The organism is Dactylosporangium sp. CS-033363 (assembly GCF_050942475.1).
Classification (GTDB): Bacteria; Actinomycetota; Actinomycetes; order Mycobacteriales; family Micromonosporaceae; genus Dactylosporangium.
This window is the reverse complement of record NZ_CP192032.1, coordinates 10,742,588-10,755,143: the sequence shown is the minus strand read 5'-3', so window position 1 is coordinate 10,755,143 and position 12,556 is coordinate 10,742,588. Positions and strand designations below refer to the sequence as shown.

Genomic DNA, 12,556 nt, shown 5'->3' with positions numbered 1-12,556 from the left:
CGGCTTGAAGATCAGGAACCTTGCGCTGCTGCTCCTGGCGGTGGCCCTCGCCACCGCGGGCTGCGCCAGCGCGTCCGCGCGGCCGGGCGCCGACCTGTATCACGGCGGCCGGCTGTTCATCGCCACCGGCAACACGACCGGCGTCTTCTACTCGCTCGGCGGCGGGTACGCCGACCTGATCACCAAGCACGTGGCCGGGTACGAGGCCCGGGCGGAGGCGACCGGCGCGTCCGGCGAGAACATCCAGCGGGTCGCGACCGGTGACATGGACGTCGCGCTGACCCTGGCCGACACCGCGGCCGACGCCTACGCGGGCAAGAACGCCTTCGACGGCAAGCCGCAGAAGGTCGTCGCCCTGGCCCGGATCTACAAGAGCTACGTGCACCTCGTGGTGCGCAAGGGCGCGGGCATCACGAAGTTCTCCGACCTGCGTGGGAAGCGGGTCTCGACCGGCTCGGCGGGCTCGGGCGCGGACATCCTGGCCGGGCGCATCCTGGCCGCCGGCGGGCTCAACCCGGACGCCGACGTGCAGCGCCAGCGGCTGTCCCTGCCCGAGACCACCAAGGGCATGCTGGCCGGCACCACCGACGCGCTGTTCTTCACCGGCGGCCTGCCCACGCCCGGCATCGCCGACCTGCTCAGCAACCAGCCCAACGCGTTCACCGTGCTGCCGCTCAACGCGCTGCTGCCCGCGCTGACGGGCAAGTACGGGGCGGTCTACAGCGGGGCCAAGATCCCCAAGGCGACGTACAACACGCCGGGCGACATCGACACCATCGCGGTGGGCAACTTCATCGTGGTCTCGCCCGACATGCCCGAGCAGCTCGCGCACGACCTGACCAAGGTGCTCTTCGACTACCAGCAGGAGCTGAGCCGGGTCCATCCGGAGGGCGGAAACTTCGACAAGGGCACCGCCCCGCAGACCGATCCCATCCCCCTCCATCCGGGCGCCGCCCGCTACTACAGCAGCGGCTGAACGCCGACGTTAGGGAGATCTCATTCGGCACAAGGGACGAGGGCGATCCGGGCCGGGTGATGTCAGGATTGCGACCGTGACCGCACTTCAGCAAAACCTCGTTCACCTGGACGACATCCGTGACGCGGCCGCGCGGATTTCCGGGCTCGTGGTGCGCACCCCGCTGCTCCCGAGCCCCTGGGCCGAGGAGCTGTGGCTCAAACCCGAGAGCCTCCAGCCCATCGGCGCGTTCAAGCTCCGCGGCGCCACCAACGCCCTGCACCGCCTCGACCTCGAGCGCCGCCGCACCGGCGTGGTCACGCACTCCTCCGGCAACCACGGCCAGGCCCTCGCCTACGCCGGGCGGGCGCTCGGGGTGCCGGTCACCGTGGTCATGCCCGACGTCTCCACCCCGCTCAAGATCGAGGCGACCCGCGGCTACGGGGCCGAGGTCATCCTGGTCCCGCAGGCCCAGCGCGAGGACGAGGCCAACCGGCTGGTCGAGGAGCGCGGGCTGACGCTGATCCCGCCGTACGACCACCCGGACATCATCGCCGGCCAGGGCACCGTCGGCCTGGAGATCTTCGAGGACCTCTCCAGCGTGGACGTGGTCGTGGTGCCGGTCGGCGGGGGCGGGCTGGCCTCCGGCGTGGCCACCGCGATCAAGTCGCTGGCCCCGCACGTGGCGGTCATCGGCGTCGAGCCGGCGGTCGCCGCCGACGCGGCCGAGAGCCTGGCCGCGGGCATGGTCCGGGTCTGGCCGGTCGAGCGGATGCTCAGCACGGTGGCCGACGGGCTGCGCACGCCGCTGTCCGAGCTGACGCTGGCCCACCTGTCGACCTACCTGGACGCGATCGTGACGGTCAGCGAGGAGGAGATCCTCGACACCGTCCGCACGCTGGCGCGCAAGGCGCGGCTGATCGTCGAGCCGAGCGGCGCGGTCGCCACGGCGGCCGTCCTGCACCGGCGGGACGAGCTGCCGGCGGGCCGTACCGTCGCCGTGATCAGCGGTGGGAACATCGCCCCTGAGCTGGCCGCGCGCTTGTTTGCCTGAAGTTGTCCACAGGCTGTGGGTAATGCCTGTGTGGATCCGCACAGTCACGCGCCGCGCGGGCGCTCGTTCGACCCAAGTTATCCACAGGCGGACGGCGGGTTGTCCACAGCAAGTTCTCCACAGGCTGTGGACAACCCGACCCGCCGCTAGGCCAGGCCCACTTTGTCGAGCAGCCAGGCGGCGATGAAGGCCTCCTCGCGCCAGGCGTCGTAGCGGCCGCTCGGGCCGCCGTGTCCGGCGCCCATCTCGGTCTTGAGCAGCACGTGGCTCGCCGGCGAGGTCACCCGCAGGCGGGCCACCCACTTGGCCGGCTCGTGGAACAGCACCCGGGTGTCGTTGAGGCTGGTCACCGCCAGGATCGCCGGATACGGCACGTCGGCCAGGTTCTCGTACGGCGTGTAGGACTTCATGTACGCGTACACCTCGGGGTCGGCCAGCGGGTTGCCCCACTCCTCCCACTCGGTGACGGTCAGCGGCAGCGACGGGTCGAGGATCGTGTTGAGCGCGTCGACGAACGGCACCTGGGCCACGACCCCGCCGAACGCCCCGGGCGCCATGTTCGCGATCGCGCCCATGAGCAGGCCGCCGGCCGACCCGCCGCGGGCGATGATCCGGTCCGGGGCGGTCCAGCCGGCCTTGACCATGTGCTCCGCGCAGGCCACGAAGTCGGTGAAGGTGTTCTTCTTGGCCAGCAGCTTGCCCTCGTCGTACCAGCGCCGCCCCATCTCGCCGCCGCCGCGCACGTGGGCCACGGCGAAGACGACGCCGCGGTCCAGCAGGGAGAGGCGGGGGATCGAGAACCAGGGGTCCATCGAGGTCTCGTAGGAGCCGTAGCCGTACAGCGTCAGGGGAGCGGACCCGTCCCGCGGGACGCCCTTGCGGGCCACGATGGAGATCGGCACCCGGGTCCCGTCGTCGGCGATCGCCCACTCGCGGTGCTGCTCGTAGCGGGCCGGGTCGAACTCGCCGAGCACCGGCTTCTGCTTGCGCAGGGTCAGCGCGCCGCTGTCGAGGTTGCAGTCGAACACCGAGTCCGGGGTCACCATCGAGGTGTAGTGCAGGCGGAACGACGTGGTGTCGTACTCCAGGTTCGCCTCCGGCCCGACCGAGTACAGCGGCTCGGGGAAGGCGATGTCGTAGGGCGCGGCCCCGTGCAGCGGCACGACCCGGATGCCGGTCAGCCCGTCGCGGCGCAGCGAGACCACGAGGTGCCCGGAGAACGCGTCGACCTGCAGCAGCCGGGTGCCCGGGTGGTGCTCGATCAGCGCCGTCCAGTCGCCGGGGGCGTCCACCGAGGTGTACGACAGCGCGAAGTCCTCGGCGCCGTCGTTGTGCAGGATCAGGAAGCGGTGGCCGTGGTGCTCGACGGAGTACTCCACGCCCTGCCGCCGCGGCGCGATCGAGCGCGGCTCGCTCAGCGGGGCGTCGGCCGGGATCACCAGCACCTCGCTGGTGACCTTGCTGTTCACGTCGATGAGCAGGAAGCGCTCCGAGCGGGTCAGCTCGATGCCGACCCAGAACCGCTCGTCGGGCTCCTCGAACACGAGCGCGTCGTCGCCGGTCGTGCCCATGGCGTGCCGCCACACGCGGTTCGGCCGCCAGGCGTCGTCGACCGTGGTGTAGAACAACGTCGAGCCGTCCGCCGACCAGGCCGAGCCGTAGAAGACGTTCTCGATGACGTCGGGCCGGTCCTCGCCCGTGCTCAGGTCCTTCACCCGCAGCGTGAAGCGCTCGTCGCCGGAGAAGTCGGTGCTGTACGCCAGCAGGTTGCCGTCCACGCTCAGGTCGAACGTACCGAGGGCGAAGAAGTCGGAGTCGCCGGCGAGCGCGTTGCCGTCCAGCAGCACCTCCTCGCCGGGCAGCGGGGTGCCGTCGCCGATCTCGGGCGGGGCGTCGCGGCCCTCGGCGGCCCGCACGCGGCAGTGGATGCCGTACTGGCGGCCCTCCTCGGTGCGGGTGTAGTACCAGTGGCCGCCCTTGCGGGTGGGCACCGAGAGGTCGGTCTCCTTGGTGCGCGACTTGATCTCGTTGAACAGCGTCTCGCGCAGCGGCTCGAGGTGGGCGGTGGCGGCCGTGGTGAACGCGTTCTCGGCCTCCAGGTAGGCCACCGTGTCCGGATCGTCCCTGTTCTGGAGCCAGAAGTACTCGTCGATCACGGTGTCGCCGTGCTGGACCCGCTCGTGCGGGACACGCTTCGCGACTGGTGGCTGCTCGCTCGTCACGCTCGGAAACGTTACCTGTTTTCACACGCAACCACGCGCGTCGTTCGCCGGTCTGTCCACTAGGAGAGAGCGACGCCGGTACCGTCATGGTCTTGTAGTTCGGGCGAGACCACGGAGGGATGCCGGTGCGGCGTCGTGGGGTGTTGCACATCGGGGTGACCGGGCTGGCAGCAATGCTGGTCCAAGCGTGCTCCGAGGGATCGACGACGACACCGGGAACGGGGAACGGCTCCTCGGCAGGCGGTCCAGCCTCGCCGAGTGCCGAGCCCCAGGCCGCGTCGACGCTCGACCCCTCGGGGTACGTCCCCAAACCGGTCGCCATCGCGGAGCTCAAGAAGCTCTACAACTACGACAAGGGCTCGACGCTCAACGCGAACCTCACGGACCGCCGCACGGGCGACGGGATCATCCTCGAGGACATCACGTACTCCGACACCCGCGGGAACGACAACGTGCCCGCGTACGTGGTGAGTGCCGACATCCCCGGCGACACGCTGCGGATGCCCGCCATCGTCCTCGGCACCGGCCCCGACGGGGACCGCGACAAGCTGCTCGACGAGGCCACCGCCATCGCCCGGATGAAGGCGCTGGTCATGATCCCGAGCCTGCCGATCAAGCCGACCGGCGACCCGAGCGCCGACGCCAACCTGATGGCGGCGGCCGTGCTCGCCCAGCGCCGGGCCTTCGACCTGCTCATCCGCCGCAGCGACTGCGACGGCAGCCGGGTCGGCTACGCCGGGCACCACTCCGGTGCGGCTTTGGGCGCGGTGTTGCTCGGCCTGGAGTCCCGTATCACCGGCGCGGTTCTGGCCGGCGGGACCAGCCGGTTCTCCCGCTGGATGGTCAAGCAGAAGGTGCCGGCCGACTGGCACGCGTACCTCGACTCGCTGTCCCGGTTCGACGCCGGCCCGTACGTGGCGGTCGGCGGCAAGCGCTCGGTGCTGCTGCAGTTCGGCAGCCAGGACACCCTCGTGCCCGAGGCCGAGCGGGCCGAGCTGGTCGCCGCCGTCGCCGGGGCCAAGCAGCGCAAGGACTACGCCACCGGCAACGACCTGCGTGCGTTCGCCGCCGCCACCGCCGATCGGGCGGCGTTCCTCAAGCAGGTCTTGCGACTGTCGTGACAACCCCATAGGCTTTCGAACGTATGTTCGGTGTCGGTTGATGCGCCATGTGAATCAACCGGTCTCCGGGCGTACTTCGAACGTGTCATTGGGAATGCCTGGACCATGTCGTCGTCGTCCGGGCAGCCGCGAATCCCAGCGACCGATCTTCCCCATGTCCACGGCTGGTGACACCAGGGAAGCGGGAGTCTGCGGTGACGGTGATCGAGGCGTTGTCCGAGGCGTGCGGGCCGGACCACGCGTGGGAGGCGGGCCCGGCCGACACGGTCGACGGCGTGCCGGTCGGCTGGGTGGCCGAGCCGGGTGACGCCGCCGGGGTGGCGGAGGTGCTGCGCTTCACGGCGACCGAGGGCCTGTCCGTCGTCGCGTCCGGGGCCGGCACCAAGCTCGACTGGGGCGTGCCGCCGAGCCACGCGGACGTGCTGCTGGACGTCAGCCGGCTGACCGGCGTGCTCGACTACGCCCCGGGCGCCCCGACGGCGACCATCGCGGCCGGCACCCCGCTGCGGGCCCTGCGCGCGCTGCTGGCCAGGCACCACCGCCGGCTGCCGCTCGACGTCGGCTCCCCGGCCGCGACCCTCGGCGGCGTGCTGGCGACCAACGAGGCCGGTCCGCTGCGCCACCGCTTCGGCGCACCGCGGGACCTCGTGACCGGCGTGCGGGTCGCGCTGGACGAGGGCAGCCTGGTGCGGGCGGTGGACGGGCAGGAGCTGGAGCGGTACGTCTGCGGCTCCTACGGCACCCTCGGCGTCATCACCGAGGCGACCGTGCGGCTCGAGCCGCTGCCGCCCGCGCGGGCCTGGGTGGTCCGGCCGGTCTCCACCCCGCGCGAGGTCCAGCAGCTCACCGAGGCCCTGGTCGCCTCGCCGCTGGAGCCGGTGGCGATCGAGGCCGACCTGCCCGGCGGGATCGGCGCGCGCCCGGCCGAGCTCGCCGCGCTGTTCGAGGGCGACGAGGTCTTCGTCGCCCACCGCGCCGAGTCGGCCGCCAAGCTGCTCGGCGGCGGGGCGGCCGTCGAGTCGCTGCCGCCGGCCTGGTGGGGCCGCTACCCGTTCGCGGCTGACGACGTGGCGCTCAAGATCTGGGGCCGGCCGAGCGAGCTGTTCGCCGTCGTCTACGCCCTGCGCGACGCGGCCGGCCTGCCGGTGCCCGTGCGCGGCTCGGTCGGCCTGGGCGTCGCCCACGTCGCGCTGCCCGACACCGTCACCCCCGAGCGCCTCGACGGCATGCTGACCGCCGCCCGGACCGTCCTGCTGGCCCGCGGCGGGGGCGGCTGCACCCTGCTGCGCGCCCCGCTGGACTTACGCGAACTGGTGGAGAGCCACGGCCCGGAGCCGCTGCCGAGCGCCGCGGCCCGGCTCAAGCTGGCCCTCGACCCCGAGGACCGCCTGTCGCCGGGCCGCGTGCCCGACATCTCGTAGGGGGCCTAGCGGCAGGTCCAGACGACGGCCTGGACGGTGCCGTCGGCGCCGAGGGCTCGGCCGGCGATGGTGCGGCCGTCGTCGCTGAGGGCCGTGGCCAGGTTCGGCCGGTCGCCGGTCGGGTCCAGGATCGCCGGCAGCACGATCCGCTTCTCGCCGGCCAGCAGCACCGCACGCCCGTCGTCGGCCCGGCCGAGCACCATGCCGTTCGCGTTCACCTCGCCGGGGGCGGGCTTGATGCCCTCGAGGACCACGACGATGCCGCCCAGCGTGCTCCAGCGGACCGGCCGGGCGCTCGCGCCGTCCCCGGCCGTACCGGTCGCCCAGCCGCTGCGGGCGCTGGTGACGGTGGCCGAGCCGGTGTTCGGCGGGAGCGGCAGTTGCGTGCCGGTGCCGTTGGCGGCCCAGGAGTACGGCACCACGCGCGCGCCGAAGGCGACCGAGCCGAAGACCGAGCCCCATTCGTCGATGGCCATCGCCCGGCCGCCGGTCGCGCCGGCCGGAAGCGGCAGGTCCGCGTACGGGTTGCCGCCGCGCCAGACGACCGGCCGGCCCCTGACGTCGTCGGCGCCCCGGTTCCCGGCCACGTCGCCCTGGACGTTGACGGCGTGGGCGTACGCCTCGCCCGGGCCCGGCAGCGGCGTGACGGTGTCGCCCCGCAGCCGCCAGGCGGTCGGCTGCCCGTCCAACTTCGAGTTGCCGACCGCATCGCCGCCGTTGTTGACCGCCACGACCTCCGCATCGGCGCCGGGGACGGCCACCACGGCCGGCTGCCCGGCCCGCCAGCGCACCACCTCGACCGCGGCCTCGCCCTTGCGGTACTGCTGGCCGAAGTGCACGGCGCCGTCCGGCGAGCCCGCCGTCACCAGCGTCGCGGTCCCGTCCGCCGTCCCCGCCAGCGCGTGGACGTCGCAGGCGGTGGGCGCCTCGGCAAAGGGCGGTGCCGCGAACGAGGCCCCCGGGGTCGCGCCGATCGGGGGGCCCGAGCGGGTCGGGCCGGGGGTGCCCGTGTCCGTGATGGCCGGGTAGGGCGACGCCGCGGGCGCCGTCGGGTTCAGGCCGGGCGGCGCGCTGTCGTTGCGGGTCGCGGCCAGCGCGGCCGGCACCGCCACGGCGACCGCGATCGCGACCGCGGCCCCGCCGGCCACCGCGAGCCGCCGGGAGGTGCGCCGGCGGCGGCCGTCGTGGATGGCCGTGGCGATCGAGACGCGGGGCGGGCGCGGGGACTCGGGGTCCAGCCCGGCCCGGAACAGGTCGCCGGCGTTGTGCTCGTTCAGGTCCACCATGTCAGCGCTCCTTGGTCAGGGCGGCGACGGTCTGCTCGCCGAGCAGCCGGCGCAGGGCCGTCAGTCCGTGTGCGGTCTGGCTCTTCACCGTGCCGACCGAGACGCCGAGGATCTCGGCCACCTCGGCCACCGGCAGGTCGTAGAAGAAGCGCAGGACCAGCACCGCCTGCTGGCGGCGCGGAACGCGGGCGAGCGCCTGGCGCACCGCCGTCCGCTCGTCTTGATCCGGCTCGGGCGCGATCCGTTCGGGCGGCTCGGCGAACAGCCGGACCCGCGACCAGGCGAGTCTTCGCTGGTCGATGAAGGTGTTGACGAGCATGCTGCGCACGTACCGGTCCAGGTTGTCGACCTGGCGCACCTTCGACCATTTCACGTAGAGCGTGGTGATGGTCTGCTGGACCAGGTCGTCGGCGCGGTGCGCGTCGCCGCTGAGCACGTAGGCCAGCCGGTGCAGCGCCGGCAGCCTGGCCGTGACGTACTCGACGTAGTCGTGGTCGCCCATGCCCCCTTGGACGGGTGCGGTCATGCCTCAGGTTGTACGCGACTTCCGCGACTTCTCCGTCCACACCACCAGCTGCTCGGTGCCCTCGACCTCAGTGGTGTACCGGCGGGCGGGAATCTCTTCGAAACCGAAGCGCCGGTGCAGCGCGATGACCGCCTTGTTCCAGGCGAGGGTGCGCCCGCCGAACGCGCGCAGGCCCATCTCGTCGAACGCGTAGCCGACCGCCGCCTTCTCCAGCTCCATCCAGGCGGGGAGCAGCTCCCCGCGCGCCTCCAGACCGTCGACGTCGAGGAAGAAGCCCCATTCCGCGGTACCGGCGGAAGGGTCATGGTCGTTGAACGTCACGACCCCGCAGTCCCGGCCGCGATAGCTGAAGATCAGCACGCGCCGCGCCGGGTCCGCCCGCACCTTGCCCCACCACAGCGCGTGCCCCTCCGGCGTGATGAACGCGGTGTGGATGCTCGCGCCCCTGGTCTTGGGGTGGTTCCGCCAGGTGCGGATCGTCTCCACGTCGGACTCGCGGGCCTCGCGCAGCACCTTCGGGACCTCCTAGGTCGTTGAACCGCGTGACAAGCCGTACAACTCGCGCATGGCCCCCCGGGATGCGCCGACCCGAAGGACCGCCGATGAGCAACCTCGACCGTCTCCGCGCCGCGTTCCGCACGGCGCTGGGCCTGCCGCAGGACCTCGACGTCGACCGGCTGGAGTACCGCGGCATCGAACAATGGGACTCGCTGGCCCACCTGACCCTCGTCGCCGAGATCGAGGATGCGTTCGACGTCATGATCGACACCGACGAGGTCATCGACCTGAGCTCCTTCGGCAAGGCCGTCGAGATCCTGGGGAAGCACGACGTTGCGCTCGCCGGCTGAAGCCTCGCCCCGGGTCGCCCTGGTCACCGGCTCGTCCCGCGGCATCGGCCGGGCGATCGCGGCGACCCTGGCCGCCGAGGGGTACCGGATCGTCCTGCACGGCCGCGAGGAGAGCTCGGCCAAGGCCGCGGCCGAGTCCATCCCCGGCGACCACCTGCTCGTGCACGGCGACGTGAGCCGGCCGGACGACGTGGCCGGCATGGTCCGGGCCGTCTTCGAGCGCCACCGCCGCCTCGACGCGCTGGTCGTCAACGCGGGCGTGCACGAGGCCGGGCTGCTCGGCATGATGGGCGCCGAGGCCGTGGACCGGCTGTTCGCGGTGAACGCGGCCGGCGCCGCGCACACCCTGCAGGCGGCGGTGAAGCTGCTGCGGCGCGGTACGACACCTGCTGTTGTGCTCCTGGCTTCGGTCATGGGAACGTCCGGTGCCGCCGGTCAGGCCGTCTACGGCGCGTCCAAGGCCGCCGTGGCCGGGCTCGCGCGCGCGGCCGCCAAGGAGCTGGGCCCGGCCGGCATCCGGGTCAACGCGGTGGCCCCCGGGTTCGTCGAGACCGACATGCTGTCCACCCTGGACGAGGCCGGGCGGGCCGAGCGGATCGCCGCCACCCCGCTGCGCCGCCTGGGCCGGCCCGAGGAGATCGCCGACGTCGTGGCGTTCCTGCTCTCCCCGCGGGCCCGGTTCGTCACGGGCCAGGTGATCGGCGTCGACGGCGGGGTGGTCGTGTGACCGCCCTGCTGCACCCCGGCGCGCGGCTGATCGACGCGGCCACCGGCGAGGTCGTGCGCGACCTGGTGCGCCCCGAGCTGTTCGCCGACGTCCCGCCCGGCATGGTGTTCCTGCGGATGCCGACCACGGTCGAGTCGGTGCTGCGGTACGTCACCGCGTTCGAGACCGGCCGCCCGGTCGCGCTGCTCGACCCCGGCCTGCCCGACGAGACGCTGCTGGAGCTCGTGGATCGCTTCGAGCCGGCCGCCGTCCTCGGGCCCGTGCCCGCGGAGCTCGCCGACCGGGTGCGTGCGACGGACCCGAGGACCGCGCCGCATCCCGATCTCGCGGTGCTGCTGGCCACGTCGGGCTCGACCGGCAATCCCAAGCTCGTCCGGCTCTCCCGCCGCGCGGTGCTGGCGAATGCCGACTCGATCGTCGAGGCCCTCGGCATCACCGGCGACGACGTCGCGATCAGCGCGCTGCCGTTCTACTACAGCTACGGCATGTCGGTCCTCAACACCCACCTGACCGCCGGGGCCACCCTGGTCGTCGAGGGCGAGGGGCTGCTCGGCCGCGGCTTCTGGCCCGCCGTCGACGAGTTCGGAGTGACCTCCCTGGCCCTGGTGCCGTCGCAGTACGAGATGCTGGTCCGCCTGCGCTTCGACCCCGCCCGGCACCGGAGCCTGCGCACGCTCACCCAGGCCGGCGGCCGGCTGCGCCCGGAGCTGGTGGGCGACTTCCACGAGCGGATGGCGTCCGTCGGCGGCCGGCTGTTCGTCATGTACGGCCAGACGGAAGCCGCCCCGCGCCTGACCACCCTGCCCGCGGGCCGCCTGGGCGAGAAGCTCGGCTCGGTCGGCCCGGCGGTCCCCGGCGGGCGGCTGAGCATCCGGCTCGAGGACGGCACCGAGACGACGGCCCCGGACGTGCGCGGCGAGGTGCTCTACCGCGGCCCGAACGTCATGCTCGGGTACGCCGAGACCGCCGCCGACCTCGCCCGCGGCGACGACCACGGGGGCCTGCTGGTCACCGGCGACCTCGGCCGGCTCGACGCGGACGGGTACCTCTGGCTGGACGGCCGCCGCAAGCGCTTCGGCAAGGTCTTCGGCGTGCGGCTCAACCTGGACGACATCGAGCGCATGCTGCCGGTCCCGGCCGCGGCCGTCTCGGGCGACGACAAGGTCATCGTGTTCGTCACGGATGGGGAGCCGCCGCACCTTCGGCGCTCCCTCGCCGACCGGCTCAAGCTGCACTGGACCGGGTTCGACGTGCGCGCGATCGACGCGTTCCCGCTGCTGAGCAACGGCAAGGTCGACTACCGGGCGCTGGCCTCATGAGCGTGTTCACCCTGGACCAGGCGCAGAAGGACGCGCGGCTGCTGCCCCGGCTCATCGAGCTGACCGAGCGGCACCGGGCGCGCGGCGCGGCGTACGCGAACATCCTCGCCGCCACCGGCCACCCCGTCGGCCGCGTCTACCGCGACACCGCCGAGCTGCCCTGGCTGCCCGTCCGGCTGTTCAAGACCCGCGCCCTCAAGAGCATCCCCGACGAGGCCGTCTTCAAGGTGCTCACCTCCAGCGGCACCACCGGCGACGTGAGCCGCATCTACCTGGACAAGGAGGCGGCCGCCGCGCAGACCAGGATGCTCGGCGCGACCATCCAGACCGTCCTCGGCCCGCGCCGGCTGCCGATGCTCGTGGTCGACACCAAGGCGATCATCAAGGACCGGCGCTCGTTCAGCGCCCGCGGCGCCGGGGTGCTCGGCATGGTCACGTTCGGCCGCGACCACGTCTGGGCCCTGGACGACGAGGGCCGCCCTTCGCTTGCGGCCGTCCGCTCCTTTCTGGATGCCCACGGCGACCGCCCGTTCCTCGTGTTCGGTTTCACGTTCATGGTCTGGCTGTACCTCTACGAGCTCGCCCGCGAGCACAAGCTCGACCTGTCCAACGGCATTCTGATCCACTCCGGCGGCTGGAAGAAGCTCGCCGATCGCCGGGTCGGCAACGCCGAGTTCCGCCGCGCCTTCCGCAGCGACACGGGCCTGACCCGCATCCACAACTTCTACGGGATGGTGGAGCAGATCGGCGTGGTGTACCTGGAGGGGCCCGACGGCGACTCGCTGTACTGCCCGGACTTCGCCGACGTGGTGATCCGCGACCCGGACACCTGGGAGCCGCTGCCGCCCGGCCGGCCGGGGCTGGTCGAGGTGGTGTCGACGCTGCCGGAGTCGTACCCGGGGCATGTGCTGCTGACCGAGGACCTGGGCGTGGTGCACGGGGTGGACGACGGTTCCTGGCCCGGGAAGCGGTTCTCGATCCTGGGCCGCTTGCCGCGCGCCGAGGCGCGTGGGTGCAGCGACACGTTTGTGGGAGCGTCGGTTTGAGCTTTGTGGTGAAATTTCCGCATTTTTCCGG

The 12,556-nt window shown here is 72.6% G+C and carries 12 protein-coding genes; 8 read left to right on the top strand and 4 right to left on the bottom strand.

Features of this window, described 5'->3' with window-relative positions; translation table 11 throughout:
* Positions 1 to 4: 4 nt before the first annotated feature.
* Together ACQPZ4_RS49685 and ACQPZ4_RS49680 are read left to right on the top strand one after the other, a co-directional pair.
* A complete protein-coding gene (locus tag ACQPZ4_RS49685) occupies positions 5 to 976 on the top strand; it encodes a TAXI family TRAP transporter solute-binding subunit (protein WP_433053367.1) in 972 nt (323 codons plus the stop codon).
* A gap of 76 nt (positions 977 to 1,052) precedes the next feature.
* Complete coding sequence (locus ACQPZ4_RS49680) at positions 1,053 to 2,009, top strand: threonine ammonia-lyase (RefSeq protein ID WP_433053363.1); 957 nt, start codon at positions 1,053 to 1,055, stop codon at positions 2,007 to 2,009.
* 146 nt (positions 2,010 to 2,155) lie between these two features.
* Here the strand turns inward: ACQPZ4_RS49680 and ACQPZ4_RS49675 are convergent, their stop codons facing one another.
* Positions 2,156 to 4,231: a S9 family peptidase gene (locus ACQPZ4_RS49675; RefSeq protein ID WP_433053360.1), complete on the bottom strand. Its 2,076-nt coding sequence runs from the start codon at positions 4,229 to 4,231 to the stop codon at positions 2,156 to 2,158.
* A 173-nt stretch (positions 4,232 to 4,404) separates the two neighbouring features.
* Between ACQPZ4_RS49675 and ACQPZ4_RS49670 the strand changes: the two genes are divergently transcribed.
* Positions 4,405 to 5,352 (top strand): hypothetical protein, encoded by a 948-nt coding sequence (locus ACQPZ4_RS49670; RefSeq protein ID WP_433053357.1) that lies wholly within the window; start codon positions 4,405 to 4,407, stop codon positions 5,350 to 5,352.
* 194 nt (positions 5,353 to 5,546) lie between these two features.
* Positions 5,547 to 6,773, top strand: coding sequence for an FAD-binding oxidoreductase (locus ACQPZ4_RS49665; protein ID WP_433053354.1), 1,227 nt, complete (start codon positions 5,547 to 5,549; stop codon positions 6,771 to 6,773).
* 5 nt (positions 6,774 to 6,778) lie between these two features.
* On the opposite strand, the gene ACQPZ4_RS49660 is transcribed toward ACQPZ4_RS49665, so the two are convergent.
* From ACQPZ4_RS49660 to ACQPZ4_RS49650, 3 genes are read right to left on the bottom strand one after another with little or no spacing between them, the layout of a single operon-like run.
* A complete protein-coding gene (locus ACQPZ4_RS49660) occupies positions 6,779 to 8,059 on the bottom strand; it encodes a hypothetical protein (protein WP_433053351.1) in 1,281 nt (426 codons plus the stop codon).
* A 1-nt stretch (position 8,060) separates the two neighbouring features.
* Positions 8,061 to 8,585, bottom strand: a complete 525-nt coding sequence (locus ACQPZ4_RS49655) for a SigE family RNA polymerase sigma factor (protein ID WP_433053348.1) — start codon at positions 8,583 to 8,585, stop codon at positions 8,061 to 8,063.
* Between the two features lie 3 nt (positions 8,586 to 8,588).
* The gene (locus ACQPZ4_RS49650) at positions 8,589 to 9,098 is read right to left on the bottom strand and encodes a GNAT family N-acetyltransferase (RefSeq protein ID WP_433053346.1); all 510 of its coding nucleotides are present in this window, start codon (positions 9,096 to 9,098) and stop codon (positions 8,589 to 8,591) included.
* Between the two features lie 89 nt (positions 9,099 to 9,187).
* Between ACQPZ4_RS49650 and ACQPZ4_RS49645 the strand changes: the two genes are divergently transcribed.
* From ACQPZ4_RS49645 to ACQPZ4_RS49630, 4 genes are read left to right on the top strand one after another with little or no spacing between them, the layout of a single operon-like run.
* Positions 9,188 to 9,433, top strand: coding sequence for an acyl carrier protein (locus tag ACQPZ4_RS49645; protein WP_433053343.1), 246 nt, complete (start codon positions 9,188 to 9,190; stop codon positions 9,431 to 9,433).
* Positions 9,417 to 10,160 carry an SDR family NAD(P)-dependent oxidoreductase gene (locus ACQPZ4_RS49640; RefSeq protein ID WP_433053340.1) on the top strand — a complete coding sequence of 248 codons (744 nt, stop codon included), beginning with the start codon at positions 9,417 to 9,419 and terminating at the stop codon, positions 10,158 to 10,160. Before ACQPZ4_RS49645 ends, ACQPZ4_RS49640 begins: the two co-directional genes overlap by 17 nt.
* Positions 10,157 to 11,479, top strand: coding sequence for an AMP-binding protein (locus tag ACQPZ4_RS49635; protein WP_433053337.1), 1,323 nt, complete (start codon positions 10,157 to 10,159; stop codon positions 11,477 to 11,479). Before ACQPZ4_RS49640 ends, ACQPZ4_RS49635 begins: the two co-directional genes overlap by 4 nt.
* Entirely contained in the window at positions 11,476 to 12,525 is a 1,050-nt protein-coding gene (locus tag ACQPZ4_RS49630) for an acyl-protein synthetase (protein ID WP_433053334.1), read from the top strand. The genes ACQPZ4_RS49635 and ACQPZ4_RS49630 overlap by 4 nt, the downstream gene beginning before the upstream one ends.
* Positions 12,526 to 12,556: the final 31 nt, after the last annotated feature.